This window comes from Binatus sp. (SeqCode), from assembly GCF_050013435.1.
Lineage (GTDB): Bacteria > Desulfobacterota > Binatia > Binatales > Binataceae > Binatus.
This window is the reverse complement of the sequence record NZ_JBEKFG010000001.1, coordinates 24,354-49,988: the sequence shown is the minus strand read 5'-3', so window position 1 is coordinate 49,988 and position 25,635 is coordinate 24,354. Positions and strand designations below refer to the sequence as shown.

General features: G+C 62.2%; 26 protein-coding genes. 14 read left to right on the top strand and 12 right to left on the bottom strand.

Translation table 11 applies throughout. From position 1 onward, the window contains the following. Both ABSB13_RS00230 and moaC read right to left on the bottom strand, forming a co-directional pair. Complete coding sequence (locus ABSB13_RS00230; protein ID WP_428104409.1) at positions 1–1,206, bottom strand: class I SAM-dependent rRNA methyltransferase; 1,206 nt, start codon at positions 1,204–1,206, stop codon at positions 1–3. Next, a complete protein-coding gene (gene moaC, locus ABSB13_RS00225; protein WP_428104407.1) occupies positions 1,191–1,730 on the bottom strand; it encodes a cyclic pyranopterin monophosphate synthase MoaC in 540 nt (179 codons plus the stop codon). Before moaC ends, ABSB13_RS00230 begins: the two co-directional genes overlap by 16 nt. Positions 1,731–1,833: 103 nt before the next feature. On the opposite strand from moaC, the gene trxB reads away from it, so the two are divergent. Continuing rightward, the gene (gene trxB, locus ABSB13_RS00220) at positions 1,834–2,781 is read left to right on the top strand and encodes a thioredoxin-disulfide reductase (protein WP_428104405.1); all 948 of its coding nucleotides are present in this window, start codon (positions 1,834–1,836) and stop codon (positions 2,779–2,781) included. Positions 2,782–2,847: 66 nt separating this feature from the next. Continuing rightward, positions 2,848–3,486 carry a hypothetical protein gene (locus ABSB13_RS00215; protein WP_428104403.1) on the top strand — a complete coding sequence of 213 codons (639 nt, stop codon included), beginning with the start codon at positions 2,848–2,850 and terminating at the stop codon, positions 3,484–3,486. Here ABSB13_RS00215 and ABSB13_RS00210 read toward each other — a convergent pair. After that, positions 3,483–3,662, bottom strand: coding sequence for a hypothetical protein (locus ABSB13_RS00210; protein ID WP_424673233.1), 180 nt, complete (start codon positions 3,660–3,662; stop codon positions 3,483–3,485). The genes ABSB13_RS00215 and ABSB13_RS00210 overlap by 4 nt on opposite strands. A gap of 34 nt (positions 3,663–3,696) precedes the next feature. Then, entirely contained in the window at positions 3,697–3,873 is a 177-nt protein-coding gene (locus ABSB13_RS00205) for a hypothetical protein (RefSeq protein WP_428104401.1), read from the bottom strand. Between the two features lie 315 nt (positions 3,874–4,188). Between ABSB13_RS00205 and ABSB13_RS00200 the strand changes: the two genes are divergently transcribed. Next, positions 4,189–4,962 (top strand): methyltransferase family protein, encoded by a 774-nt coding sequence (locus ABSB13_RS00200; protein ID WP_428104399.1) that lies wholly within the window; start codon positions 4,189–4,191, stop codon positions 4,960–4,962. A 29-nt stretch (positions 4,963–4,991) separates the two neighbouring features. Here the strand turns inward: ABSB13_RS00200 and ABSB13_RS00195 are convergent, their stop codons facing one another. The 3 genes from ABSB13_RS00195 to lon all read right to left on the bottom strand — a co-directional run bounded on the left by ABSB13_RS00195 (position 4,992) and on the right by lon (position 9,709). Next, positions 4,992–5,624, bottom strand: coding sequence for a ribonuclease H family protein (locus tag ABSB13_RS00195; protein WP_428104397.1), 633 nt, complete (start codon positions 5,622–5,624; stop codon positions 4,992–4,994). A 9-nt stretch (positions 5,625–5,633) separates the two neighbouring features. Beyond that, a complete protein-coding gene (glgA, locus tag ABSB13_RS00190; RefSeq protein ID WP_428104395.1) occupies positions 5,634–7,091 on the bottom strand; it encodes a glycogen synthase GlgA in 1,458 nt (485 codons plus the stop codon). 131 nt (positions 7,092–7,222) lie between these two features. Continuing rightward, on the bottom strand, positions 7,223–9,709 hold the full coding sequence (lon, locus tag ABSB13_RS00185) for an endopeptidase La (protein WP_428104393.1): 2,487 nt from the start codon (positions 9,707–9,709) through the stop codon (positions 7,223–7,225). 149 nt (positions 9,710–9,858) lie between these two features. Here lon and ABSB13_RS00180 point away from each other — a divergent pair, with 149 nt between their 5' ends. From ABSB13_RS00180 to hemB, 7 genes are all read left to right on the top strand, one after another. Further along, complete coding sequence (locus ABSB13_RS00180; protein ID WP_424673227.1) at positions 9,859–10,284, top strand: DUF2203 domain-containing protein; 426 nt, start codon at positions 9,859–9,861, stop codon at positions 10,282–10,284. A 30-nt stretch (positions 10,285–10,314) separates the two neighbouring features. Further along, positions 10,315–10,785 (top strand): DUF4149 domain-containing protein, encoded by a 471-nt coding sequence (locus ABSB13_RS00175; RefSeq protein ID WP_428104391.1) that lies wholly within the window; start codon positions 10,315–10,317, stop codon positions 10,783–10,785. Then, complete coding sequence (locus tag ABSB13_RS00170) at positions 10,778–11,542, top strand: HAD family hydrolase (RefSeq protein ID WP_428104389.1); 765 nt, start codon at positions 10,778–10,780, stop codon at positions 11,540–11,542. The genes ABSB13_RS00175 and ABSB13_RS00170 overlap by 8 nt, the downstream gene beginning before the upstream one ends. Further along, the gene (locus ABSB13_RS00165) at positions 11,542–11,952 is read left to right on the top strand and encodes a PaaI family thioesterase (protein ID WP_428104387.1); all 411 of its coding nucleotides are present in this window, start codon (positions 11,542–11,544) and stop codon (positions 11,950–11,952) included. The genes ABSB13_RS00170 and ABSB13_RS00165 overlap by 1 nt, the downstream gene beginning before the upstream one ends. Before the next feature lie 89 nt (positions 11,953–12,041). After that, complete coding sequence (locus tag ABSB13_RS00160) at positions 12,042–13,349, top strand: choice-of-anchor tandem repeat GloVer-containing protein (protein WP_428104385.1); 1,308 nt, start codon at positions 12,042–12,044, stop codon at positions 13,347–13,349. A gap of 9 nt (positions 13,350–13,358) precedes the next feature. Next, on the top strand, positions 13,359–14,126 hold the full coding sequence (locus ABSB13_RS00155) for a hypothetical protein (protein ID WP_428104383.1): 768 nt from the start codon (positions 13,359–13,361) through the stop codon (positions 14,124–14,126). A gap of 100 nt (positions 14,127–14,226) precedes the next feature. Next, positions 14,227–15,201 carry a porphobilinogen synthase gene (gene hemB, locus ABSB13_RS00150; protein ID WP_428104381.1) on the top strand — a complete coding sequence of 325 codons (975 nt, stop codon included), beginning with the start codon at positions 14,227–14,229 and terminating at the stop codon, positions 15,199–15,201. A gap of 74 nt (positions 15,202–15,275) precedes the next feature. Here the strand turns inward: hemB and cobA are convergent, their stop codons facing one another. The 5 genes from cobA to ABSB13_RS00125 are packed head-to-tail and all read right to left on the bottom strand — an operon-like array spanning position 15,276 to position 20,723. Beyond that, positions 15,276–16,853 (bottom strand): uroporphyrinogen-III C-methyltransferase, encoded by a 1,578-nt coding sequence (gene cobA, locus ABSB13_RS00145; RefSeq protein ID WP_428104380.1) that lies wholly within the window; start codon positions 16,851–16,853, stop codon positions 15,276–15,278. Beyond that, positions 16,854–17,822: a hydroxymethylbilane synthase gene (gene hemC / locus ABSB13_RS00140; RefSeq protein ID WP_428104378.1), complete on the bottom strand. Its 969-nt coding sequence runs from the start codon at positions 17,820–17,822 to the stop codon at positions 16,854–16,856. Positions 17,823–17,845: 23 nt separating this feature from the next. Beyond that, entirely contained in the window at positions 17,846–19,180 is a 1,335-nt protein-coding gene (gene hemA / locus ABSB13_RS00135; RefSeq protein WP_428104376.1) for a glutamyl-tRNA reductase, read from the bottom strand. A 2-nt stretch (positions 19,181–19,182) separates the two neighbouring features. Beyond that, positions 19,183–20,016 (bottom strand): c-type cytochrome biogenesis protein CcsB, encoded by an 834-nt coding sequence (ccsB, locus tag ABSB13_RS00130; protein ID WP_428104494.1) that lies wholly within the window; start codon positions 20,014–20,016, stop codon positions 19,183–19,185. A gap of 5 nt (positions 20,017–20,021) precedes the next feature. Then, the gene (locus ABSB13_RS00125) at positions 20,022–20,723 is read right to left on the bottom strand and encodes a precorrin-2 dehydrogenase/sirohydrochlorin ferrochelatase family protein (protein ID WP_428104374.1); all 702 of its coding nucleotides are present in this window, start codon (positions 20,721–20,723) and stop codon (positions 20,022–20,024) included. Between the two features lie 33 nt (positions 20,724–20,756). Here ABSB13_RS00125 and ABSB13_RS00120 point away from each other — a divergent pair, with 33 nt between their 5' ends. The 4 genes from ABSB13_RS00120 to ABSB13_RS00105 all read left to right on the top strand — a co-directional run bounded on the left by ABSB13_RS00120 (position 20,757) and on the right by ABSB13_RS00105 (position 25,625). After that, positions 20,757–21,176, top strand: coding sequence for a DUF192 domain-containing protein (locus ABSB13_RS00120; RefSeq protein ID WP_428104372.1), 420 nt, complete (start codon positions 20,757–20,759; stop codon positions 21,174–21,176). Positions 21,177–21,706: 530 nt separating this feature from the next. After that, positions 21,707–21,877 carry a hypothetical protein gene (locus tag ABSB13_RS00115; protein ID WP_428104370.1) on the top strand — a complete coding sequence of 57 codons (171 nt, stop codon included), beginning with the start codon at positions 21,707–21,709 and terminating at the stop codon, positions 21,875–21,877. A gap of 688 nt (positions 21,878–22,565) precedes the next feature. Continuing rightward, entirely contained in the window at positions 22,566–23,669 is a 1,104-nt protein-coding gene (gene cpaB, locus ABSB13_RS00110; protein ID WP_428104368.1) for a Flp pilus assembly protein CpaB, read from the top strand. Between the two features lie 30 nt (positions 23,670–23,699). Further along, on the top strand, positions 23,700–25,625 hold the full coding sequence (locus tag ABSB13_RS00105; RefSeq protein ID WP_428104366.1) for a type II and III secretion system protein family protein: 1,926 nt from the start codon (positions 23,700–23,702) through the stop codon (positions 25,623–25,625). Positions 25,626–25,635 lie beyond the last annotated feature (10 nt).

Below are 25,635 nucleotides of genomic sequence, written 5' to 3'. Positions count from 1 at the left end.
TTACAGATCCGACAGCAACAGGCCGGTCAGGTACTCGCCCTCGCTGTGACCGAGCAGCACAGGATGGTCCGGGCCGGGCCCCAGATGCGCAAGCAAGCGAAGCTTGCGCCCGGCGTTGGATGCGGAAAATCGCACCGCACGGACGAAATCCTCGGCGCGGAAATGCGTCGAGCACGAAAACGTCATCAGACGTCCGCCCGGCGCCAGCGCCCGCATCGCCACCGAGTTGAGTTCCACGTATAGCCGCCCCGCCCGGTCCGCATCGCCTCGGCTGCGCGCCAGCGGCGGCGGATCGAGCACGATCAGATCGAAGCGCTCGGCCGTCTCGGCCATGAACTTGCCCGCTTCGCCGTGAACGAACTCGACGGCGCCGGCGGGGTACTCGTTCAGTTCGAGATTTTGCCGCGCGATTTCGAGCGCCCGCGCAGAGGTATCGACGGCGACGATCCGCGCGGCGCCGCCCGCAATCGCCGCCATCGAGAATCCACCCTGGTAGCAGAACGCGTCGAGCACCCGCGCCCCGGACGCGATCCGGCCCGCCATCGCGCGGTTATCGCGTTGATCCAGAAAATAACCGGTCTTCTGCCCGTGCTCGAAATCTATCTTGAGTTTAATTCCGTTCTCGGCCGCGATCGTCCCGGTCACAGCTTCGCCGGCTAAAACCGCGGCGTGGTCGTCGAGGCCTTCCTGCTTTCTCACCGCGCCGTGGCTTCGTTCGATGATAGAGCGCGGATGAAGCAGATCGCTGAGCGCGGCGACAATCGTCGCGCGCATCCGGTCCGTGCCGGCGGTCAGGATTTGCACGACCAGCACGTCGCCGAACCGATCGACGACCACGCCCGACAGCCCATCGCCGTCACCGTTGACGAGGCGGTACGAATTCGTATCGTCGCGGATGAAACGGCGGCGAAGTTCAAGTGCGCCGCTGAGCCGGCGCGCAACCAGTTCTTCGATTGGGGGCGCCTCTCCCCACGCAAGCATCCGGATTGCGATCGTCGTCGCCGGATTGCAGTAACCCATGCCGAGCAGCACGCCCGAGGCGTCGTGCACGGTGACGGGAGCGCCGGCTTCGATCGAAGGCGGTTCAATCCGCTCGACCGCTTGCGAGAAGATCCACGGATTGCCGCCGCGGACCGGTCCTTCCCGGCCGCGCTTGAGGACTGCGCGCGCGATTGGCGCGATCGGCGCGCTCAATGCGCCGGCCATGGCGGCTCGCCGGCGCGGGTGAAGTCGCCGCTGCGGCCGCCGCGTTTTGCGACCAGCCGGACTCCGCCGATTTCCATCGCGCGATCGATTGCCTTGGCCATGTCGTAAATCGTCAATGCCGCCGCAGTCACCGCGACCATCGCTTCCATCTCGACGCCGGTACGCGCGTCGGTGACGGTGCGCGCCTGGATTTGGATCGAGGAGCCGGCGGGATCGGGCCTGAAATCGATTTCGACGACTTCGAGCGGGATCTGATGGCAGAGCGGAATCATCTCATGGGTGCGTTTCGCCGCCATTATTCCCGCGATGCGCGCCGCTGCCAGCGCCTCGCCCTTTTTGAGTTTCCCGCCGACGATAGCTTGCAGGGTCGCCGGCGCCATCCGGATTTGGCCGCGTGCGATCGCCTCGCGCCGGGTTACCGGTTTTGTGCCGACATCGACCATCCGGATTCGCCCGCGGGCATCAAGATGCGTCAGGCGCGTGGCGACGGCGCTCGGCTTTTGGGATTGTTTCTTGCCCGCCATTGAAGGAAGTGATTAGAGCTTATGTTGACCGCCCGCGAATATACAATAAACTCATGACTCCAGTTCAACAAAACATCTCAAAGTATTGCTCAGGACAGATTAAATGGCTGACGAAATCAACAAGGTCGTAATCCTCGGTTCCGGTCCCGCCGGACTAACTGCGGCGCTCTATACCGCGCGCGCCAATCTCAGCCCGCTCCTGATCGAAGGAAATGAACCCGGCGGCCAGCTCACCATCACCACCGAGGTCGAGAACTATCCCGGCTTCGAGCACGGCATCCAAGGCCCCGAGATGATGGACGTGTTCCGGCGCCAGGTGACTCGCTTCGGCACGCGTTTCATGACCGGAGCAGTGACCGAGGCGCGCCTGGGCAAGCGGCCTTTCGAGCTGGTGGTGGACGGCAAGCTGGTCAAGGCCGAGGCCGTGATCATTTCGACCGGCGCGTCGGCAAAGCTGCTCGGAATCGAATCGGAAAAACGCTTGATGGGTTACGGGGTGAGCGCATGCGCCACCTGCGACGGCGCATTCTTCAAAGAGAAGGAAGCGCTCGTGATTGGCGGCGGAGATACTGCGATCGAGGAAGCGAACTTCCTGACCAGGTTCGTCACCAAAGCCACCATCGTGCATCGCCGCGACGCGTTGCGTGCGTCGAAGATCATGCAGGATCGCGCGCGCCACAATCCGAAGATCGCGTTCATCTGGGATTCGGTAATCGACGAGATTTTTGGCAACCCGAAGGACGGCGTGAGCGGCGCCAGGTTGAAAAATGTCAAGACCGGGGTACTCACCGACGTGAAGACCGACGCCGTCTTCGTCGCGATCGGCCATCAGCCAAACACCTCGCTCTTCAAGGGCCAGCTCACGATGGACGAGGTCGGCTACCTGAAGGTGAAACCGGGATCGACCTACACCAACATCGAGGGCGTGTTCGCCGCCGGCGACGTCGCCGACAGTGTGTATCGGCAGGCGGTCACGGCCGCGGGCACGGGATGCATGGCGGCGATCGACGCGGAGCGCTGGCTCGAAGCGCAAGAAGCCGGCCGGCGATGACTTCACGCATACGCCGAGCTTCGCCCTGCGCCGACTCGATGAAGGTCCGCGGAAAATAGCCTGGCGATGATCGGCGGCGAATTCCTGACGTGGTTGCATCTGTGCGCGATGGCTGCGTACGTCGGCGCGCAGTTCGCGGTCATCTATATGCTTATTCCGGCGGCGGAGACCGCGCCCAACGAGGCGGCCCGGCGCTCGAGCCTGATCGCCGGGTTCAAGTTCTACAACCCGTTCACGATCGCGGTGCTGGGAATTATTGTGATTAGCGGCGCGACGCGCCTGACGGACTTGAAAGCGTCGATGAAGTTCGACTACTTCGCGCGGATTGGTTCGGTGCTCGAGCTGAAGCTGGCGCTCGCCTTCGTGCTCATCTTCATCCAGACCTACATCACCTTCGGACTGGCGTTCAGAATCGGCCGGCAGGAAGAGGTGGCCGCACACGGCGACGGCGAGGCGTTTACCGTCGAACAGCTGAACTCGATGCTGCGGCGAATTCGCGCGATGGCATGGTTCACGATCGTGCTGGCGGCCGCGATCATCTGGGTGGCGCTCACGATGGTATCGCGGACGCTGGACCAGCCCGCCACCGCATCGCGCATTTCCGCGCGCGCCGAATCCGGCCGCGCAACCCGAGCCTCCGGGCGCCCGCTCACGTTTGCGACGCTGGCCAAGCGCGACCCTGAAAGAACGGAATCCATGATTTAGTGCGCGAGTGCGAGCAGCGAACCCACGATGTACACGACGGTGATGATGCCGAAAATCGCGCCCGGGATTTCGTTCAGCATGTTGTACTGTGCGAGCCGAGTCACATCGCTGACGGCAGCCGCCTGGTTGATCGATGCGATTCCCGTGAGCCTTGGTTCAGTTGTGGTTGCGTTCATTTCAAATTCCTCCCGTAAATTCCGTCGGACGATTTCAGGCCAATGCCAGCAGCGAACTGACGACGTATCCGAGCGTGATCAAACCGAACACCACGCCGGGCAGCTCGCTGAGCAGACTGTTTTGCGCGAACCGGACTCCGGTGGTGGATTCGGCCGCTTCGTTGGCGTTGGCGATTCCCGCGATGGTTGCTTCGTTGGTCGTTGCGTTCATGTTCAGGTCCTCCCGTGTTCAGTGACTGATGTGGGTAAAGCAACCTGTGTGCCATCAGAAAAACTCTCGATTTAGCAACAACTGTTCGAACTGACCGTTTGCAACCACCGCTTGATAGGTCGTAAAAACTCATCAAATTCAATGGTTTATTGAAAATCGCAGAATGCGAGTACAAATTGATAGATTTTCGAGATTCGCGGTAAATTTCCTTTTTCGCGAATCAGCGCAATCGGCCCGCTGCACCTGTCTCGCTGCGGATCGGCTTGCGCGCGGCCTCTCTTTGATCATTCTCAGTGCATCTGCAAAAGTGGCGTGATGGCGAGTGAAATGGATCAGGACGCGCCCCAGTCCAACGGCAAGGCAACCGGAGGATTGAAGCCGGCCACCGCGTTGCTCGCCAGCGCCGACGCCGCCACACCCAGCGCGCATCCGCATTTCATCCGCAGCCTGGCGCTGCGCTTCGCGGAGGAGGCGATCTTACTGATAGCCGTCGTCGGCGCGATCGCGATGGGACTCGGGATCACCTCCTACTTCACCGAGCATCGCTATGTGCTCGCATACCTGGCGGCATACGCGGGCTTTCGCTTTGCCGATTTGATTGTGCGCGAAGACGCCGAGGACAGTTCCGCACACGAAGAACTCAGCCAGCGGATCGCCGTGCAGCTTCCAATCCTCGTGACGTTTGCGGCGGCGCCGTTTGAGCGCACTTACATTTATGGCGGCTCAGCGCCCGCATGGGTCAGCGCGCTGGGACTGCTGATTGCATTGTGGGGGATGTGGCTGGCGCTTGGCGCGCGCGTTCAGCTCGGATTTTTCACTTCGGGCAGGACGGCCGGGCATCCGGTGCTCGTCAAGAGCGGCTTTTATCGTTACGTCAGGCATCCGATCTACGCGGGCAGATATTTGGTAACGTTCGGATGGCCGCTGATCTACGGAGCGCCAATCACCGCGGTCCTGACGCTGATCGCCGGGGGCGTTTTCGCGCATCGACGAATGAAGTCCGAAGAGGCCGAGATGCGCGCGCAATTTGGCGAAGAGTACGACGCCTACATACGCGGGACGGACGCGTTGGTTCCATCGATCTGGTAACGCCATTCAGCAGAACGAGAACGACCGCGTCAGCGGCCGCGCGCTTCAAGCTGGCAGCGGGCGTGCGAGCAGAAGTCGTTTTCGGCGCCGCCGCCGAGGCTTACAAACTTCGCGCCGCATCCCGCGCATTCGCGAATCGATTCGCCGGGCTTGAGCCGCCCCATGAGCTCGATCTCCGCGGCTGAGTCGCCGGTCTTCGATCCTCGCGCCGCACCGCGCGTCTTTTTCTTCTCCGGCAACGCTCCATCGGCAACCAGCCGGCCATTCGCACCCATCACGGCGAGTTCATCGGCGCGGTTATTGATCGGATCGGTGTCGTGTCCGCGAACCCATTCGAATCGAACGTGTCGCGCCGCCGCTTCGGCGTCGAGCAGTTTCCACAAATCGTGATTCTTGTTGCGCTTGTAATGAAGCGTCATCGAATTGACGAGGTACCTGCTGTCACTGCGGACCACAACGTGGGCGCCGCGTTGGGTCGCGCGCAGGCCCTCGATCGCGCCCATCAATTCCATCCGGTTGTTGGTGGTTAAAGGATCGTGGCCGTTGAGTTCGGCCTCAACGCCATCGGGATCGCGGATCACTACGCCCCATCCGCCCGGCCCCGGGTTACCGAGACAGGAGCCGTCGGCGTAAACGAGATATTCGCGAAGCGCGGTTGCCACGGCCGGATTCTAGCTGAGGCCGCGAACTTTTCGCAGCCGCGTGAACCATGCGAGGTATTGCCCCGCCGCCCGTTCCCACGAGAAGTCCGACGCAAAGCAATTTTGCATCAGACGCCGCCACGTCGTGCGATCCCTGAACGTCGCCACCATCCTGCCCATCGCCGCGACCATTTCAGCCGCGTCGAACTTGTCGAAGACGAAGCCGTTGCCGGTCGCGCGCCGGGGATCGAACTCGCTTACCGTGTCGCGCAGTCCTCCGGTGGCTCGCGCCACGGGCACCGTGCCGTAGCGCAGCGCGTACATCTGGGTGAGTCCGCACGGTTCGAATCGCGACGGCATCAGGAAGGCGTCGCTGCCAGCCTGGATTCGATGGGCGATCGGGTCGTTGAACTCGATGATCGCCCGGAGTTTTTCAGGGTAGCGTGCCTGGGCCCGTTTGAAGAATTTCTCAAGCACCGGATCGCCGCTCGCGAGCATGACGAGTTGCAAATCCAGGCGCATCACGGCGTCGAGCGCGTCCTTGAGCAAGTCGACGCCTTTTTGCCCGGTCATGCGGGTGACCATCCCGACCATCGGCCAATCGTTGCGGGTCGGCAGACCCAGTGAATCGCGCAACGCGCGCGCGCATGCACGCTTGCCGTCGGGTTTCGCGGGCGTGTAAGTCGCGGCGATTGCGCGGTCGGTGGCGGGATTCCACTCGTCGTAGTCGGCGCCGTTGAGGATTCCGACGAAATTTTCGCCCTTGTCGCGAAGCACTCCCTCCAGTCCAAAGCCGAGTTCGGGGTCGGTAGTGATTTCGTGCGCGTAGGCGGGGCTCACGGTGGACGCGCCGTCGCACATAACGATAGCGCCCTTCATCAGATTCAAGTGGCCGTAAAATTCCAGGCAATCGACCGAAAAATATCGCGCGTCGAGATTCAGCAGCGCGAAGTCCTCGCGTGTGCCGATCCCCTGGAATGCAAGATTGTGAATCGTGAAAATCGAAAGCGCCTTCTCGAACCGGGGATGCAGCGCGGCGTCGGCACGCATCGCGATCGGCACGGCCGCCGAATGCCAATCGTGAGCATGTACTATGTCCGGCGCGACTATCTCCGCGGCTGCGAGCGCGGCCGCGCGGCCAAAGAAGACAAAGCGCCGCAGGTTGTCGGGATAGTCTTTGCCCTGCTCGCCATAGATTCCGCGCCGGCCGAAAAATCCGGGATGATCGATCAGGTACATCGGCACGCCATGCGGATCGGCCGCGCGCAACACCGAAAAACGTTCGACGCCGGCGCCCAATCGCATCGTGATGTCGCGCAAGACCGGCGCAGCTTCGACGCAGTCCACAATCGAAGCGTAGCCGGGCACGATCAGCGACGGTTCCTCGCCGGCCGCCTTCAATGCCCCCGGCAGCGCGCCGATCACGTCGGCGAGACCGCCGGCTTTTGCGTGAGGGGCGGCTTCCGCCGCAACGATCGCTATCTTCACGAGACCAGTTTTCCGCGGGCCCGATGGCCGTCAAAAACATACGCGCCGCGGCTGGACCGTTCCAGCATCGCAGCGCGCATCATTTTCCAGATTATGCCGGGCTGATTGGTGAGCTTCTCGCGATATCCTGATTAATTCAGCACCGTCCGCTCGGTTCGCCGCGCCGCCGGCGGCGTGGGCGCCGCCGCGGGCGCAGGCGCCGGCTCCGCCGCGGGAGCGGGCACGGGCTCGACGGCAGCCTGCACGGCGTCGCCGTCGCGCAGTGCGTGCCGAATGACCTCATCGACGGTATCGACGAAAATCATTTCGAGCTCCTTGCGCACTTCGGGCTGGATGTCCTCGAGGTCGCGCTCGTTGCGGCGCGGCAGAATGATCGTCTTGATCCCGGCGCGCCTTGCCGCGAGCACCTTCTCCTTGATTCCGCCCACCGGCAGCACCTTGCCGCGCAGCGTTATTTCGCCGGTCATCGCGACGTCGGATCGCACCGGCCGGCCGCTGAGCAACGACGCCAGCGACGCTGCAATCGTCACGCCGCCCGACGGCCCATCTTTGGGAATCGCTCCGGCGGGAACGTGGACGTGGATGTCGGATTTTTCGAAAAAGTCCGGCGCGATTCCCAGCTCCGCCGCGTGGGTGCGCACGTAAGAGAGCGCGGCCTGCGCCGATTCCTTCATCACGTCGCCGAGCGAGCCGGTAAGGTTGAGGCCTTTCTGCCCTGACATCCGGGTGCTCTCGATGAACATTATCTCGCCGCCGTTGGGCGTCCATGCCAGCCCGGTGGCAACCCCCGGCTCGTTCGTGCGTTCGGCGACCTCGGAAAAGAAGCGCGGCGCGCCGAGGTAGCGTTGCACGTCGGCTCCGGAAACGATCGCGGGCGCGGTTTCTCCCTCGGTTATCGAACGCGCGATCTTGCGGCAGACCCGCGCGATCTCGCGCTCGAGATTTCTGAGCCCGGCCTCGCGCGTGTAGCTGTGGATAATCTCCTGCAGCGCCTCCTGGGAAAATTCGATCTTCTGATCGCCGAGTCCGTTCTCGTTGAGTTGCTTGGGGATCAGGTGCCGCTGCACGATTTGCAGCTTCTCTTCCTCGGTGTATCCCGGCAGCTCGAGCACTTCCATCCGGTCGCGCAGCGCGTGCGGAACCGGGTCGAGCATGTTGGCGGTGGTCAGGAACAATACTTTCGAAAGATCGAACGGCACGTCCAGGTAATGATCCGAAAACGTGTTGTTCTGTTCCGGATCGAGCACCTCGAGCAGCGCCGACGCCGGGTCGCCGCGGAAGTCCATGCCGAGCTTGTCCACCTCGTCGAGGATGAACAACGGATTGTTCGAGCCCGCGTTGCGAAGCCCCTGGATGATTCGGCCCGGCAGCGATCCGATGTAAGTGCGGCGATGGCCGCGAATCTCGGCCTCGTCGCGGATGCCGCCGAGCGACAGGCGCACGAATTTGCGGCCGAGCGCGCGCGCGATCGACTTGCCCAGCGAGGTCTTGCCCGTTCCCGGAGGTCCGACGAAGCACAGGATAGGTCCCTTGGTGTCGTGCTTGAGCTTGCGCACCGCGAGAAACTCGAGGATGCGTTCCTTGATTTTTTCGAGGTCGTAGTGATCCTCGTCAAGCACCTGGCGCGCGTGGCGAATGTCGAGATTGTCCTCGGTCGACACACCCCATGGCAGGCTGACCAGCCAGTCGAGATAGGTGCGCACCACGGTGTGCTCCGCCGACTCGGGCGGGATCATCTTGAGGCGCTCGAGTTCCTTGTCGGCGACTTTGCGCGCCTCGGGCGACATTTTCGCCTCTTCGATCTTCTTTTCGATCTCCTCGACTTCGGAAGTGCGCGCGTCGCCCTCGCCCAGTTCCTTCTGGATCGCCTTGAGCTGCTGGCGCAGGTAATACTCGCGCTGATTTTTGTTGAGCTCGGTCTGAACCTGGGACTGAATCTTATGGCCGAGTTCGAGCATCTCGATCTCGCGGCCCAGAATCGCGATCAGCTTTTCCAGCCGCGCGCGAACGTCGAGCGTCGCGAGGAGATCCTGCCCCTCTTCGATCGGAATCTTCAGGTAAGAGGCGACCATGTCGGCAAGCCGGCTGGCCTCCTTCACCTGCATCGCCATCACCTGCAATTCGTCGGGCAGGTACGGCACCAGCGAGACGAACTTGGTAAACTGGCTCACCAGATGCGCGTGCAGCGCGTCGATTTCCCGGTCGGAGGTAACCGGCTCATTGAGCCGCTTCACGTGCGCCAGGAAGTACGGCTCGCGCTGAGTGAACTCGCCGAGTTCGATTCGCGCCAATCCCTGCACCAGCACCCGCACGCTCTGATCCGGATAGCGCAACATCTTGAGGATGCGCACCGCGGTGCCGAGCTGGAACAATCCCTCGGGCGCGGGCTGCTCGTCTTCGGGGTTCTTTTGCGCCGCCAGCGCGATAACCTTCGAGGTCTGTCCGCAGTCCTCGATCAACTTGAGCGACGACGGCCGCGAAACCAGGAACGGATGAATCTGACTCGGGAAGATCACGATGCCGCGCAACGGCAGCACCGGCAGGACCTCGGGAATCTCAGCCTTGCTCAGATCCTCTTCAATCTCGAAGCGTTTTTCCCCTTTCGGTTTATCTGCCATAGGCCAATCGAACCTCGTAGGGGCAAACCCCGCCACGCCTTCCACACAACCCAAATTTCACCGTAATATATGGCCGTGGGGCGGACAAGGTCACCTCTTATCTAACAAGTTAATCACGGTGACCGGCTCGCGCTACTGATGAGGAAACATTGCCTAATATCGGATTCGATAAGCTATTTAGTGAGGAAGAAGCCAACGAGCTGATTCCACGTCTGGAAATTCTGATGCGCCAACTGCAGATGCAGGCGACGTCGTTGCGCGCGCGGATCGACGAATTGTCGGTGACCGATCCCTCAATCTTGCATTGCACGATGAGCGAAATCGTCGGGCGTTACCCCGAGCTGCGATCGTTCGCGACCAACATGGCCGACGCCGCCGCCCAGATCGAATCGTTCGGATGCATCCTCAAGGATATCGACCTGGGGCTGATCGATTTTCCCTATGACGCGGACGACGAAGTTGTTTTCCTGTGCTGGCAGTTCGGCGAGCCGCGCGTCGTCGCATGGCACAGCGTGAACAGTGGATTTTCCGAGCGCCAGCCGCTGCCCGGCGCGCCCAACCGCTGGCTCAACTGACCGGCGAACAACAGGGAATCTGACAGCCAAATGATTTTAATTTTGTCGATCTACCTGGCCGCACTTGGATGCTGGCTTGGCGGAATTGTTTTCTTCTCGTTCTTCACCGCGCCGGCAATTTTCACGCATCTGCCGGCCGCCGAAGCCGGCCAGGTGATCAGCGTAATCTTCCCGCGCTACTACATGCTCGGCTATGTCGCGGGAACGGTCAGCCTCATCCCCGCGGTGTATTTCACGGCGGTGCGCGGACCGCGGATGTGGTGGGGCGCCACCACGCTCGTGCTGGCAATCGCGCTCGGAATTACCTTTTATGCCGGCACGGTCATTCTGCCGCGAGCCGACGCCATCCGCAGCGTCTATGAAGATCCAAATCCGGACGCTGCCCGCAAGGCGGAGTTCGACCGGCTGCACCGGATGTCGGTGTTTCTCAATGGCACCGTGCTGCTGTTGAACCTCGCCGCAATCGTCGGCACTTCGGGAGCGTTGACCGCGCGTGGCTGAGCATCGTTACAAGGCGGTCGTGATCGATTTGTTCGACACGCTCGTCAACTGGAATGTCGAAGCGCTGCCGGTCATGCAATGGCGCGGGCGCGAAATTCGAAGCACGAGTCCCCTGCTCTTCTCCGCGCTGGAAACGGCGCTGGGCGGAAGCTTCGACCCTGACGCCTTCGCGGAGGCGCACGCGTCGGTTTACAGCGAGATATTCAGCGAGCGAGCGAAGGCGGACGCCATCGAGATTACCTGCCTCGAGCGCTTCTCGCGCACGCTCAAACTGCTCGGCGTCGGCGAAGACCTGGCGGCGCCGCTGGCCGAAAGTCTGCGCCAAATCCACATGGGACGGGTGCGCGAGGTCACCTGGGCGCCGGCGCCGCGAATCGACGCGATGAAAAGAATCGCCAGGCACCTGCGCGTCGGCTTGATCTCGAACTTCGACGATTCCGAGACCGGCCACCTCATCATGCATGACACCGGCATCCGCGAGCTCTTCGACGCGGTGATTATCTCGGCCGACACCGGCTACCGAAAACCCAACCCGCTCATCTTCAAAAAAATTCTCGACCTGATGGCACTCGAGCCCGCCGATATCCTGTTCGTCGGCGATACTCCGCTCGACGACGTGGCGGGCAGCAAGGGCGTCGGGATGCATTCGGCGTGGATTCGCACGCGCGATCGCCAGCTGCCCGAGGGAATTCCCGCGCCGGACATCGTCATCGCGGACCTCGCGGAACTGCCCGACGCGCTTGGTTTGCAAGAATAATGGCCGACCAGGATCGAAGCCGCTTTGTCCGCGTGCTTGAAGGCGCACCGTTCGCCGCGATGCTCGGGCTGAAGATCGAATCCGCCGCCAACGGCGCGGCGCTGGTGCGGATGCCGTTCGACTTGCGCCTGCTCAACGAGGGCGGCCGTGCCGCTCCCGTTCACGGCGGCGCGATCGCCTCGCTGGCCGACGTTGCTGCATGCGCCGCGGTATGGTCTCTCGCCGAGACCGTGCGCACCGCGACCATCTCGATCACGGTGAACTACACGGGCTTCGCCGTGAATTCCGACCTGATCGCCCGCGCCCGGGTGAAGCGGATGGGCAAGCGCATCGCCAGCCTGAGCGTCGAAATCGCCGACGCGTCCGGCGCCCTCATCGCCGACGCGCTCGTCACCTACAAGATCGCCTAGCGGGATCGCCCCGTCCCGGATCGATTTGCTCAATCGGCTCGCTTACACTGGAACTGGACCGGTGCTCAAAAGGAAAAGGAATCCCGAATATGTTTTTTCGCATGCGATTCGATAGCAAATGCATCTTCGCCGCGGTCGCGACTCTTACCGCTGCGCTATCGCTGATATCAGCGCCGGCACGCACCGACGACCGCTCTCCCGCGGCCGCCACCACCGGCACCGAGAGCGTGCTCTATTCCTTCGGCGTCGGGCCCACCGCCGGCCAATGCAAAATCGACGACGGCGCCGACCCCAAGGGCTCGCTGACCTACGTCGCCGGCACGGGACTGCTGTTCGGCCGCACTTCGACCACGACCTCGCAAGGCAACGGCGACGGCACGATTTTCCATATCATGCCCGACGGGTCGAATTACGCTGTCGATCACTTCTTCACCGGCGCCAAGACCGACGGCAACGATCCGCGCCACAACGCGATGACCCTGGTCGGCACAGTCCTGTACGGCACGACTCTCACCGGCGGCGAGCACAACAACGGCACCATCTTCAGCATCAATGACGACGGGACTGGCTACTCGTCTCCGCCCCTGTTCGACTTTCCCAAGAGCACCAAGAACAACGTTGGCGATCAGCCGCACAGTTGCTTCGTCGCCGTCGGCGACCTGCTATACGGAATGACCTCGCAGGGCGGCAAGCACGGCGGCTCGACCGGCGACGGCACGATCTTCTCCTTCGACCCGTCCAGCAGCACCTACACCAGGCTGCACTCCTTCGACGGAAACCACGGCGCCGATCCGCACGGCCAGCTCATCCTCGACCCCAACGGCACGACGTTCTACGGCATGACGCGCGCCGGCGGCAAGGATGACGTCGGCGTCATCTTCTCTTTCGACACGAGCAGCGGGAAATTCAAGAAGCTGCACCAATTCAGTTGTCCGGGTAACAGCACCCCCAACTGCATCGACAAGAACAACGGCGCGACCACCGACCACGGCACTTTCGTGCAATACAACTCGACGCTGTTCGGCTTGACGACCTACGGCGGCAAATACGGCAACGGCGTGATTTTTTCGATCCACACCAACGGCAACGACTTCACAATTCTGCACAACCTCGGCGATCCCTCGACCAACGACGGCATAAATCCCTACGGCTCGTTGATGCTCAACGGCACCACGCTTTACGGCACCACGCGCCTGGGCGGCAACAAGGGCAACGGCACAGTTTTTCAAATCGACACGAGCGGCAACAACTACTCCCGAATTTACGACTTCCAGAACGCGCCCGACGCCGCGAACCCCATCGACAACGTCATCATTCTCGACAACACGCTCTACGGGATGAGCGAGGCGGGCGGCTTGTGCGGCGACGGCGCAATTTTCGCAATCCAGTTGCCGTAGGATTTTTTCGTGTCATCGACTCTCGATAAAATCCGCCGCGCCGCCGCGCCGCATGGACTCAACCTGGTCGCGGCGATTCCCGTGGCGCGCTACGACAACCAGGCCGCGGTCAAGGAAATTTCGCGCGCCTCGGCGATCGATCCCCACGCACGCTCGATCGTCGTCATCGGCAACGGCGGCGGCGCGCTCTGGGATGCGCTCAAATCTCACGCGGCGCGCCATCCGCGATGGTGGGAGCGGGCAAATCCGCTCGACGAATTCACTCGCGAAGTTGTCGAGCGCGACGTGGCCGGCCCGCTTCGCGCATCGGGCGCGCGATGCACCGCGGTTTACCCGTTCATGAACGGGCGCCCAACGCTCAACTTCATCGAGCTGGGCAAAGTCGCAGGAGTCGCCGGGCCGAGCATCCTCGGCGTCACCGTGCATCCTCTATATGGACCGTGGATCGCATTTCGCGCCGCGCTACTGCTCGACGAGGAGCTCGATTCACCGGGCGACGCGCTCGGCTTCGACCCATGCCCGCGATGCACCGCGCGGACCTGTATTCCGGCGTGTCCCGCCCGTGCGGTAAGCGTCGATTCGGGATGGGACATCCCCAAATGCGTGACGCATCGCGTCGAAGTCGAGGCGGATTGCGCGCCGCGATGCCATGCGCGGGCCGGATGCGTGCTCGGCCCCGAGCATCGCTACGCCGACGACGAACTCGCCTATCATCAGATGCGCGCGCTGCGCTCGATGCGCCCGTACTACGACTCGCACCTCAAACCCAAAGCTTGATCCGCACCTCCCCTCCTCTCCGCGATATTCCGGTTCTCACATTGGGAAGCGGTTAGGGGTTGGGTTTGCTCGTCCTATATAATCCACCCGGGGAACAACTATGGCATTTCCAATCAATCGCCCGCGGCGGCTGCGACGCACTGAAACAATTCGACGGATGGTTCGGGAGACGCGGTTGTCGACCGACGACCTTATTTTGCCGATGTTCGTGTGCCCCGGACGCGGCGTGAAGAAGGCAGTCGAAGCGATGCCGGGCGTGGCGCAAATGTCGGTCGACAACATCGTCGCGGAGGCGCGCGAGACGTGGGCCGCCGGCGTGCCCGCGGTCATCCTGTTTGGAATCCCCGAACGCAAGGACCCGCAAGGCAGCGAGGCGTGGAACGACAACGGCGAGGTGCAGCGCGCGATACGCGAAATCAAGGAGCGCGTGCCCGGGATGGCGGTGATTACCGACGTGTGCATGTGCGAGTACACCGACCACGGGCATTGCGGCGCGCTGGCCGGCAACGACGTCGATAACGACGCGACGCTCGAGCTGCTGGCGCGCTCGGCGCTGTCGCACGCGCGCGCGGGCGCCGATATCGTCGCGCCATCCGACATGATGGATGGACGGGTCGGCGCGATTCGCGCCGCGCTCGACAGCAACGGATTCAGTCAGGTCGCGATCATGGCGTACTCGGCCAAGTTCGCCTCTGCGTTTTATGGCCCGTTTCGCGAGGCGGCGGAGTCGGCGCCGAAATTCGGCGATCGGCGCTCGTACCAGATGGACCCGCCCAACGGCGATGAGGCGATGCGCGAGGTCGCGCTCGATTTGGAGGAGGGCGCGGATATCGTGATGGTGAAGCCGGCGCTGCCCTACCTCGATCTAATCTGGCGCGTGAAGAATGAGTTCAACGCGCCGGTCGCGGCGTACAACGTCTCGGGTGAGTACTCGATGATCCGCGCGGCGGGCATCAACGGATGGATCGACGAGGAGCGCGCCACGCTCGAAGTGCTGACCGCAATCAAGCGAGCCGGCGCCGATTTGATCCTGACGTATTTCGCCAAAGACGTCGCCCGCAAACTCCGCGCCTGAGGCAGGGCTGAGCACGGGCCGCGCCCGCCAACGGCGGGCGGCCTTAACACTGGGTGCAGGGGTCACCCCTGCGGTCACCCCTGCCCGTTGCGCGGCGCGAAATACTCGGCAATCGCCTCGGTCAGAGCCGCAATCGTGTATTTGTCCGGCCTGACGACCACCTCGAATCCACGCTCGGTGGCAGTCGATGCGGTGATCGGGCCGATCGCCGCGGCTTTGAGCAGGCTCGCCGGCGCGCCGATCAGGTCGCAGAAATTTGTGACCGTACTGGAACTGGTGAACGTCACGAGATCGATCGACTCCGACGCGATCAGCTCGCGCATCCGCTCGATTTGCGCGCCCTTGGGCTTGACGGTGCGATAGGCGGGCGCGACTTCGACTTCTCTGGCACCTTTTTGACGCAAAATTTCGGGCAACGCCTCGCGCGCAACTTCGGCCCGCGGAATCAGGAAGCGCTTGCCGCGAATCCGCTTGATTCCAATCGCGGGAATAATCTGCTCCGCGCGATACTCGTCGGGAACCACTGCGGCGCGTAGCGCATAATCGGCCAGGCGCGCCGCGGTTGCCGGTCCGATCGCCGCAATCGACGCATCCCCCAGCTCGCGAATATCGCGGCCGCGCGACTTCAGCCGTTCGACAAAACTCTCGACTCCCATGGCACTGGTGAAGATTATCCAGTCGAAGGAATCGCGCGCCGATGACGACAGCCGCGCGATTGCCCGGTCCAGCGCCGCGTAGCTCCTGGGCGCCACGGTTTCGATCGTCGGAAATTCCACCACCTCCGCGCCCAGCCGTCGCAGCGCCGTGGCGAACTCCGACGCAGTCTCACGCGATCGGGTCACCACCACGGTGCGGCCGAACAGCGGCATGCGCTCGACCCACTTGAGATGCGCGCGCAGGCCCGCGCATTGTCCGACCACGATTACAGCCGGCGCGCCGATTCCGGCACGCGCGGATTCGTCCGCGAGCGTGGCGAGCGTCGCGCTGACGGTTTTCTGCGCGGCGGTCGTCGCCCATTGGACCGCAGCCGCCGGAGTTTCCGCCGCAAGTCCGGCCGCGCGGATTCGATCCAGCGTCGCGCGCATCCGCGCCGTCGCCATCAGGATAACGATCGTGCCGCCGCTGCGAGCCGCCGCAACCAGTTCGTCCCACGGAACCGTCGTGTGCGCGCCTTTGCTTTCGTCCTCATGGCCGGTGACGAACGCGACGAACGAGCCGTGCTCGCGATGCGTCAGCGGAATACCGGCGAAGGCCGGCCCCGCAATCGCCGACGTGACCCCCGGGATCACCTCGAACCGCACGTTGGCGCGCGCCAGCGCCTCGGCCTCCTCGCCGCCGCGTCCAAAAATAAACGGATCGCCGCCCTTGAGCCGGATCACGATGCGCCCCTTGTGCGCGCGCTCGATCAGCATAGCGTTCAATTCGGATTGCTCGATACTTTTTCCCGCGCCGCCTTGCTTGCCTGCGTAAATCAACTCGGCTTTGGGCGGCGCGAGCCGGATCAGTTCCGGACTCACCAGGTGGTCGTAAATCACGACGTCGGCGCGGCGTAAAGCGTCAGCGCCGCGCATCGTGATCAGATCGAAGGCGCCGGGACCCGCGCCGACCAGGAAAACTTTGCCCCGATTCCGATGCTTGGCGGATGCGCTCATTCAGGACCGAAGAATCGCGGCAGCGTCCCGCGCGAGCATTTTTCCCGCGAGCCGCTTGCCGGAATTTTCGGCCGCCGACGGCGCAAGGCCGGGCGCGAGCGGCTCTTCCATCGACTCCGACAGCTCTCGCGCACCGTCGGGACTGAACAGGATCGCCGCGAGCGCGAGCGTGTCGCCTACGATACTTGCCCGTACGCCGACCGGCGTCGTGCATGACGCATCGATCGCGGCCAGGAACGATCGTTCGGCCGCGGTTTCGTAAAAAGCGCGCGGGTCGTTGATACCACTGAGCGCGCGATCGAGTTCATTTGAAACCCGGTCGTCGCGGCCGGCCAGCATCTCGATCGCAAGCGCGCCCTGCCCTCCGGCCGGGATGAAATCGCGGCCGTCGAGCTCGACGAACTTCACCTCGCGCAACCGCCCCAGCCGCTTCACCCCCGCCATCGCGATTATGATCGCGTCGAAGCTGCCGTCGGCGACGCGCTTCAAACGCGTATCGACGTTGCCGCGCAGCGGCAGAACCTCAAGCCCCCGATTCATCCTGAGCGCCTGGAAATGCCGGCGCGAGGACGAGGTGCCAAGCCGCGCGCCCGCCGGCAGCGCCGACAATGCCGAGCCGTCGCGCGTCACCAGGATATCGGCGGTATTCTCGCGCGCCGGCACCGCCGCCAGGCAAAACTGCGCCGGCAGGACTGCGGGAAGATCTTTCATCGAATGGACGGCGGCGTCGATCCTGCGATCGGCGAGCGCCTGCTCGAGCTCCTTGATAAAGAGTCCCTTGCCGCCCACTTGCGCGAGCGACGCCGACGTCAGCTTGTCGCCGCTGGTGCGTATCTCGACGATTTCAATTTCGGGATCGACGTCGGAAATCTGCGCCGCGACCCGCGCCCGCATCATCGACGTCTGGACCAGCGCCAGCTGGCTGGGCCGCGAACCGATTCTGATCTTGAGCTTGGGTTTGAGCGACATGGTGGGTTCAGCGCGCCGCGCGGTCACTCGATGCCCGTGTCGTCATCGTCGTCCACGTCGTCGAGATCGTGGACCTGCGCGTCCAATTCAGCGCCCAGCAGGCGGCGGGCGACCTCGGCGGCAAACGCGGCATCGAGGGTCTTGTTGTCGCGATGCTTGAGGCCGGACAGAATGCGATGAAGAAGTTTGTTGGTCAGTCCGTGAGTAAGCAATTCGACTCGGTCGCGCACCGCGGGTTCGAGTTGCGCCAGCCAGCCGCGATGCCGTCCCATCTCGACGTCGCGCAGCCGTTCGACACTGTAGCGGATGTCCTTGATAGTTGGGGTCAGGTCGAGGCCCGCGAGCCACCTGAGGAACGATTCGAGTTCGAGCTCGACGATCTGTTCGGCCTTTTCCGCTTCGCGTTCGCGATCGCCGAGCGATCGTTTAACCAGCGCGCCGAGATCGTCGATGTCATATAGATAGACGTTTTGCAGGGCGTTGAGCCGCTCGTCGAAATTGCGCGGCACGCCCATGTCGATCAGAAACATCGGCCGGTAGCGGCGCTCGCGAATCACGGACTCGAATTCCTCGGGGCCCAGCACCGGTTTGGTGGATGCGAACGAACCGATAAGCACGTCCACCATCTTGAGGTACGGCTTGTAGTTGTCGTACGGCACCGCGGTGCCGCCAAGTTCGCGCGCGAGCGCGACTGCGTGATCGAACGTGCGCGAGGTGATCAGCAGCGACTCGATTCCGAGCGCGTTCAACTGGCGGGCGGTCAACTCCGCCATCTTGCCCGCACCCATCAGCATCACGGTCTTGTCTTTCAACGTGTCGAAAATCTGGCCCGCCAGCGCGACTGCCACGGAACTGACGGAGACCGCTCCATGACCGATAAGCGTGCCCTTGCGCACGTGCTTGGCGACGCTGAACGCCTTGTGGAAGGCGCGATGCAGAATCGGGCCGACGGTGCCCGCCTCGGCCGCCTGCGCGTAGGCAGTCTTGAGCTGGCCCAATATCTGCGGTTCGCCAACGACCATCGAATCGAGACTCGCGCCGACGCGGAACAGATGACGCGCGGCATCGCGCCCGGCGGAACTATAAATCACATCGGCAAACGCGGCATGCGCGACCTTTCGATCCGCGGCCATGAACGTCAGCGTCTCATCGGCCGCGCGCACCGTATCGGAGGCAACGCCCACCACCTCGACACGATTGCAGGTCGAAATCAGCGCCGCCTCCAGGACCGCGGGCGACGAATCCCGCAACCGGCCCAGCGCAGCGGCGATCTCGTCTTCGGCAAACGCCAGGCGTTCACGCAACCCGACGGCAGCGCTGCGATGGTTTATGCCAACGATAAATAAAGTCTGATCCATTCTCAGCCGAAACTGCCGCCGTGTTTGCCCGGGAAAATCAGATTAACGCCCACGATCGAACCGACCAACAAGCAGAACACCACTAAAGTGAGCGCCGCGGCGCGCCGCCCGCGCCATCCTATCGTAAGGCGGGATTCGAGCAGACCCGCGTAGAGCACCCAAATCGCCAGCGACCAGGATTCAATGGGCTCCCATGACCAGAAATGCCCCCACCTCGCGTCGGCCCAAATCGCGCCGCTCACGATCGCCAGGCTGAGCATTACGAAGCCCCATCCCAGCAGGCGATAGTTGATTCGGTCGAGCTTTTCGAGACTCGGGCCGCCTTCGTTGGCCGGACCGATCGCGCGCTTGGACTTCAGCCGCGACTCGTAGGCCAGGTAGGCGATACTCACGCTCGCCGCCAGCACGAACATCGTGTAGCCCAGGATGGCGAGGGTGACGTGAATCGGCAGCCATACGCTGCGCAGGGTAGCCGGCAAAACCACGCGCCCGCTGCTCATCGTGAGAGAAGCGGCTCCTAGAGCCAGTGTTACCGCCGGCGCCACGAATGCGCCGATCACCGCCAGTCTCATGCGCACGATCATCACCAGCCCCGCCAGCGCGGTAAGCCACGCAAGAAACGACAGCGCCTGCGCAAAATTGGCCACCGGGATATTGCCGGCCTGCAGACCGCGCGCCGCCAAATCGCAAGCGTGACAGACCACGCCCGCGCCAAGTATCGCAACTGCGTAGCCGGTCGCTTGCGTACGGCCCGACAAGCGATCGAACACGAACAACGCGGCAGAGAGCGCGTAACAAGCAAGCGCGGGCAATAGCCATAGCGTGTCCATCGGCATGCGATTCACTCCGGAACTTCCGTTGCGCGCGTGAGGCCGAGCGCGGCCGAGTCGATTCCGAGCCGGGCCAGACCAACACCGCCACCCAAACAAGTGGCGAGTATCCGCTCGATCGCGGCCAGGTCGCCGATGGCAATCGCCTCGGGCAGCGCGGAGTTGGCGAGGTCCTTCAGCCGCCGCATGCGATCGGCGGGATCGATTTCATCGGCGTGCAACCGCCGGCGAGCGGCGCGCAGCACTTCGAGCGTGACCGCGTACTCGGTCCCGAACTGTTGCTCGAGTGCGCTTTTCAGCCGGGACGCAAAGGCGGGCGACGCACCTGCGGTCGAGATTGCGATTTGGAGCGCGCCGCGCTTGACAACCGCGGGCGCGATGAACGTGCACAACTCGGGGACGTCGACGACGTTTATCGGGATTCCGAGCGCGCGCGCCTCGGCGGCAAGCTCGCGATGGAGTTTCGGATCGTCGGTCGCCGCATAGACGAGCACGCATCCGCGCATATCGCCGCGCGCATAATCACGAGCAATGTGAGTCACGAGCCCTCGCGCAACGATTGCCTCCAACGACGGCGACAGCCGCGGACTCACGACCGTCACGCGAGCGCCGGCCTCCAACAGCGATTCGACCTTGCCGGCGGCGACCTCGCCGCCACCGACTACGGCACATTCGCGGCCGGTCACGTCGAAAAATATCGGAAGGTATCCCATGAAACTTACGCGAGTTTATTACATGATGACGGAATGAGACAGCCCCAACCACCCGATGGGCCGCCGGCGCCGACGCCGCAATCTCCACTCCGAGCGATCAATCGATCCCGCGGGACCGTGCTCTGCGCGCGGCTCGACAACGCCGGCGGTCGGGGCGGTCAGAGACGCGGGTTGCTGGGTCGCGACGGCCTCGAGCCCGGAACGGGGATGCTATTCGATAACGGGCGATTCACGCCGTTCATGTGGATGCACATGTTCTTCATGCGTTTCGCGATCGATATCGTTTTCCTGGGGCGCGGCAACACGGTCATCAAGATCAATCGGCGCCTGAGGCCGTGGCACGTCTCCTCGATCGTAATTGGAGCACGAACGGCACTCGAACTTCCGGCTGGTGCGGCGGACGAGAGTTCGACGCAGGTGGGCGATCTGATTACCTTCGAACCCGTCAACTGAAGCCGGCCGGCTATCCCGATCCGGAACCTCATGCCCACTATTTGTAATGTTATGCGTACCAATTGTAGCGTGATTTCGTGCACACTATTTGAATTTCATGCCAAGTATTTAATAATTTAGCTCGATACGAAGAATATTTTTCTGGTTTATATTGCTTAGCTAAGCTATTCTTAGTGAAGCCGTCTTTAACTGTCTTTACTTCCTAATGGCACGTCTTATCTGACTGAATTTGTTGCGCCTTAGCAACCGATAGTTGCACCACTGCGCGCGTTAGCCTATGGTAATCGGGCATAAATTAAGAAAGTCGAAGAGATTGCTGAGTAGATCAAGATGGCACGAGAGATGCTCCCCTTAAATCTCGCTCTGGCACCAGCAAAAGTTGCCGCAAGCGATGATCGTCTTTCAAAGGGAGAAGAATTCGAAGCAGGATGGTGCCGTTGGACTGCGGTGCGAGGTTGAACGAGGCTACGGATTAATTAATGGGGACAATGCCAATTTCGGCTAAAAAAACGACAGGAGGACACGGGAAAATGGATATGATCACGAGGATGATTGTGAAGGTGCGCGAATATCAGCGCGGTCAGACGATGACAGAATACGCGTTGATCCTGGCCGCAGTCGCGGTCGTGGTTTACGTGGGTTACCAGACCATGGGCTCGGACATCGGGTCTTTGCTGGGCAGGGTGGACAGCCAGCTGTAGGCCAGAAGGATGAAATCCCGGGGTGGCGGACTAACCCATCCGCCACCCCACTTAAAAATAATCAGGCAGCTGATAGTGGCGGCGGTCGTTTTCGTGAGCTACCAGACGACGGGGACGACAATCGGTTTGCTGTTCGGGTTGGTTGACTCAAACATCTAGCTGTCGATGGCTTGACGGTCGTCAGGAGCCGTGGTCTCCTGGCGGGGCTCCAACAGAGGCCCCGCAAAGAGAGACGACTCCAGAAGTGACGACCACCCTGGGAGGGGAAGTCAATGAGCCAGCAGGAGAGTGCTTACCGGACAATCGGTAAGTTCGCGTGGTCAGACTCATGACCGAGGCAATAATCCTCGCAAAAGTCGCCGCGGCATGTATTGCTCTAATTCAGAATGCGGGTAATATCGTCTCGGCGTTAGTCAACCACGTGGGTCCTCTCGTATAGTCAGCGACCCGCACATTTGGGGGTACGTATCGTGGCGGTAGATTCAATTACACGCCGTAAGAGTATTATTCTGCCCATCTGCATCAAACCTGAGACTTTTCCCGGCTCGCATCTACATCTAATAGTAGTTGGTTTCCCCGCCATTCTGCCGAGTACTCGGTTGGCATGAAAGAATAATAAAATGGCTTGTATATTTAACTATCTGAAGATTGCCGGTCAGGCACGAAGCGGCCGGAGGGGAGGGGCGATATGAGACGACCGATGGTATTCGTCTTACTAGCAGGGCTGGCGGCGATGCTGGCTTCGGTAATGGTGTACTCCGCCTTGAAATCGAGAGAGGCCCAAGTACAGCAGGCGATGGCGCATAACGTACAGGTGGTGGTCGCGGCGTACGATCTTCCGCTCGGCACAAAAATTGACCTGGGCGAAGTAAAATTGACGCGCTGGTCGGCCGACAGTATCCCGGATGGCGCGTACACCGATCCCAAACAGGTCATCGGCAGCTTCGTGAGGAACTCGTTGGTAGCCAACGAGCCGGTGGTGCGCTCCAAGCTGTTCAGCGGGGACAAGACGGCGGGCGTGATGCCGCTGTTAATTCCGTTCGGGATGCGCGCCGTGTCGGTTCCGGTGGATGAAGTCAGCGATGTCGCGGGCTTCGTGCTGCCACATAGCCGGGTGGACGTGCTGGTATCGACCCAAGGCGGCAGCACAGGCCCTGACCGGGCGTTTTCGAAAGTAGTTCTGCAGAACGTCGAAGTGCTCGCCGTGGCGCAGGAAGTCGAGGAAACGAAGGACGCGCCGACGGTGGTGAAAGTCGTCACGCTGCTGGTCACGCCGCAGGAGGCCGAGCGCCTGGCGCTGGCAAGTCGCTCGGGAACGCTGCGTCTGGCGATGCGCAATTACAATGATAACAAAATCGTTCTGACCAACGGCACCGACACCGCTCAGATGCTGCGGTCCTACAGCCTGACGCCCGATGTTCCGGTGATGGCTGCGAAGCCCGAGGAGCCTCATCATGAGATAGCGGCACCGCGCCGGACCAAGCCGGTCGAGATCGAGATTCTTCGCAACGGCAAGTCGTCCGAGTCAGTCTCGTTTGTGAACGAAGCGGCGGCGGGCGGCGACGGCACAAAGAACTCGCCGGGCCATTCACGCAAGGCGGCGGCACAATTTGATAACAACAACGACGACGGCGCCGCTGCGGCGCCCTCATCGGCGGATTCGAGCACTCCTGATTCCAATCATCACGACCTCGTGGCGGCGCCCGTGAACAGCGATATCGCGCCGGCCAGGGCGCCCATCAATGCGGCGGCGGATCACGTGCCGACGCCGAAAACAATCGACATACCATAAGCAACCCACGAAGAAGGCAAGGTGAAGAAGATGAAAGCTCGACGAGGATATGGACTGCTTTCGTGGCCGGTTGCAGCGATCAGCATACTCATGCTTCAACCCGGCCTGCTGCTTGCCGCCGACGGCACCGGCGCGGGAATGTCTGTCGCGCTGAATGCGGGCGAGAGCTACGTAATCAACAACGTCAGCCCCGGCGATGTTCCGGGGGTGAAGGTGATCACGAATCCACACGCGCTGATCGTGCACAACGAGGAGCCGGGCAAGGTCGTCCTGCTGGGTGCGGAAGCAGGTGAATGGAACATTCAGATCAAGACGGCGAATGGTGACCAAGTCAACTATGACGTGACGGTCAGATCAGTCGGCAACGCCTTTAACATCAATCATCCCGGCACCAGCCCGGGGCCAATCTCGGGCTCCGGCCGGTCCTCGGGCAGTGCGGCTGCTCCAGTAGTCGCGACGCTCGATGCGGGCGCAGGCCCGGTGAGTCCGTCTTCGTCATCTTCCTCGTCTTCGTCCTCATCGACAGGAACCGCCACGACCGTGGCCGGCTCGGAAACAGTTGCAGCCGCATCGCCAGCCGCAGCCGCGCCGGTGACCACGGCGCCAATGGCACCTGCGCCGATGGTGACAGCGCCCGAGACAGGAACCGCGCTGGCTACTGTTAATACGTCGACGTTCAATTACGCTCCGTCGGTTCCGGCGGCTTCATATGCTCCGCCGCACTACAATCAGACGGCTGAAGCACTGTCGAGCGAGCGCTATCGCAGCGACCCGTCGATCAGCCTAAATGGCGGCGTATTGGAATCGGGTGCGATTTCAGGCGGACCCCACTATCTGCCCGACGATGGAGTGCAGCTGCAGACGGGCGCGTCGAGAATTATCGACTTTAGGAACCGGCTGCGCCGCGTGTCGATCGCTGACACTACCGTCGCCGATATCCAGGTGATCAATCCGTTCCAGGTCAATCTGATAGGCCATAAGCCGGGCTTCACGACTTTGGCGGTCTGGAATCAACAAGGCCAGTACGTCGAACGCCCGGTGCGAATCGATCCCAATGGCAAGCAGCAGGTGTTGCTGCAAACGATGGTGGCGGAACTGGACCGCTCCGCCATCGAGAACCAGGGCACCGCCCTGTCGCTCGCGCTCAGCCATGCGGGAGTATCGCTGGTCCAAGTTCCAGGCTCTCCGGCGACGCCGTTTTCCGCTTCGACGAGCTTCACGGCTGCCAACGGAACCACTAGTTCATCCGGTAACACCCTGCCGCCAGGTGGATCGCTTATCGGGATGCTGCTGTCGCCGTCGCTCACTTATGGCTTGGCGTTGGGGAATAGTGACTACCAGTTGCAGGGGCTGTTCCAGTTCCTCGAGACCCACAGCCTCGCGAAGCTTCTCGCGCAACCGCAGCTGCTGGCTAATTCCGGTGAAGAGGCAAAGTTCCTGTCGGGTGGCGAAATTCCAATCGTCATCGCCCAGGCACTGAATACCTCAATCGTCTTCAAGCAGTTCGGTACCATGGTCGAATTCGTTCCAACCGTCATCGGCCGCGATGATATCGAGTTGCTGGTGAAGCCTGAAGTATCGCAGCCCGATTACGCCGCAGGCGTGTCGATGTTCGGCTTCACCATACCGGCATTCGTGACTCGGCGCGCGGAAACAATGGTACAGCTCAAGGACAATCAGACGCTGATCATCGCGGGCCTCATCCTGCACCAAAAGACGACTCAGGTTCAAAAAGTCCCGTACTTGGGTGACATCCCGTATCTCGGCGGACTGTTCCGCAACACCAGCTATAACAACACCGAAACGGACCTGGTCATAAGCGTAACCCCGCAAATCGTGCGCCCGCTGCCCGATGGCGCCTCGGTTTACAACCCGACTGCGGTGCCTGAGCTGACGCATGAGCAGATCGAGACGCGTCGTTTGGCGCAGCCTGACGCGTCACGGCCGAGATTCTAGTTCGAGGTTG

Excerpts from the sequence above, each read along its gene's own strand:
- ABSB13_RS00105 (WP_428104366.1), top strand. The coding sequence starts at position 23,700 with ATGAAAGCTCGACGAGGATATGGACTGCTTTCGTGGCCGGTTGCAGCG.
- ABSB13_RS00115 (WP_428104370.1), top strand. The coding sequence starts at position 21,707 with ATGGATATGATCACGAGGATGATTGTGAAGGTGCGCGAATATCAGCGC.
- ABSB13_RS00120 (WP_428104372.1), top strand. The coding sequence starts at position 20,757 with ATGAGACAGCCCCAACCACCCGATGGGCCGCCGGCGCCGACGCCGCAA.
- ABSB13_RS00215 (WP_428104403.1), top strand. The coding sequence starts at position 2,848 with ATGATCGGCGGCGAATTCCTGACGTGGTTGCATCTGTGCGCGATGGCT.
- ABSB13_RS00205 (WP_428104401.1), bottom strand. The coding sequence starts at position 3,873 with ATGAACGCAACGACCAACGAAGCAACCATCGCGGGAATCGCCAACGCC.
- hemC (WP_428104378.1), bottom strand. The coding sequence starts at position 17,822 with ATGTCGCTCAAACCCAAGCTCAAGATCAGAATCGGTTCGCGGCCCAGC.
- trxB (WP_428104405.1), top strand. The coding sequence starts at position 1,834 with ATGGCTGACGAAATCAACAAGGTCGTAATCCTCGGTTCCGGTCCCGCC.
- ABSB13_RS00125 (WP_428104374.1), bottom strand. The coding sequence starts at position 20,723 with ATGGGATACCTTCCGATATTTTTCGACGTGACCGGCCGCGAATGTGCC.
- moaC (WP_428104407.1), bottom strand. The coding sequence starts at position 1,730 with ATGGCGGGCAAGAAACAATCCCAAAAGCCGAGCGCCGTCGCCACGCGC.
- ABSB13_RS00160 (WP_428104385.1), top strand. The coding sequence starts at position 12,042 with ATGTTTTTTCGCATGCGATTCGATAGCAAATGCATCTTCGCCGCGGTC.
- ABSB13_RS00165 (WP_428104387.1), top strand. The coding sequence starts at position 11,542 with ATGGCCGACCAGGATCGAAGCCGCTTTGTCCGCGTGCTTGAAGGCGCA.
- ccsB (WP_428104494.1), bottom strand. The coding sequence starts at position 20,016 with ATGCCGATGGACACGCTATGGCTATTGCCCGCGCTTGCTTGTTACGCG.
- ABSB13_RS00210 (WP_424673233.1), bottom strand. The coding sequence starts at position 3,662 with ATGAACGCAACCACAACTGAACCAAGGCTCACGGGAATCGCATCGATC.
- ABSB13_RS00175 (WP_428104391.1), top strand. The coding sequence starts at position 10,315 with ATGATTTTAATTTTGTCGATCTACCTGGCCGCACTTGGATGCTGGCTT.
- cpaB (WP_428104368.1), top strand. The coding sequence starts at position 22,566 with ATGAGACGACCGATGGTATTCGTCTTACTAGCAGGGCTGGCGGCGATG.
- ABSB13_RS00230 (WP_428104409.1), bottom strand. The coding sequence starts at position 1,206 with ATGGCCGGCGCATTGAGCGCGCCGATCGCGCCAATCGCGCGCGCAGTC.
- ABSB13_RS00200 (WP_428104399.1), top strand. The coding sequence starts at position 4,189 with ATGGCGAGTGAAATGGATCAGGACGCGCCCCAGTCCAACGGCAAGGCA.
- cobA (WP_428104380.1), bottom strand. The coding sequence starts at position 16,853 with ATGAGCGCATCCGCCAAGCATCGGAATCGGGGCAAAGTTTTCCTGGTC.
- lon (WP_428104393.1), bottom strand. The coding sequence starts at position 9,709 with ATGGCAGATAAACCGAAAGGGGAAAAACGCTTCGAGATTGAAGAGGAT.
- hemA (WP_428104376.1), bottom strand. The coding sequence starts at position 19,180 with ATGGATCAGACTTTATTTATCGTTGGCATAAACCATCGCAGCGCTGCC.
- hemB (WP_428104381.1), top strand. The coding sequence starts at position 14,227 with ATGGCATTTCCAATCAATCGCCCGCGGCGGCTGCGACGCACTGAAACA.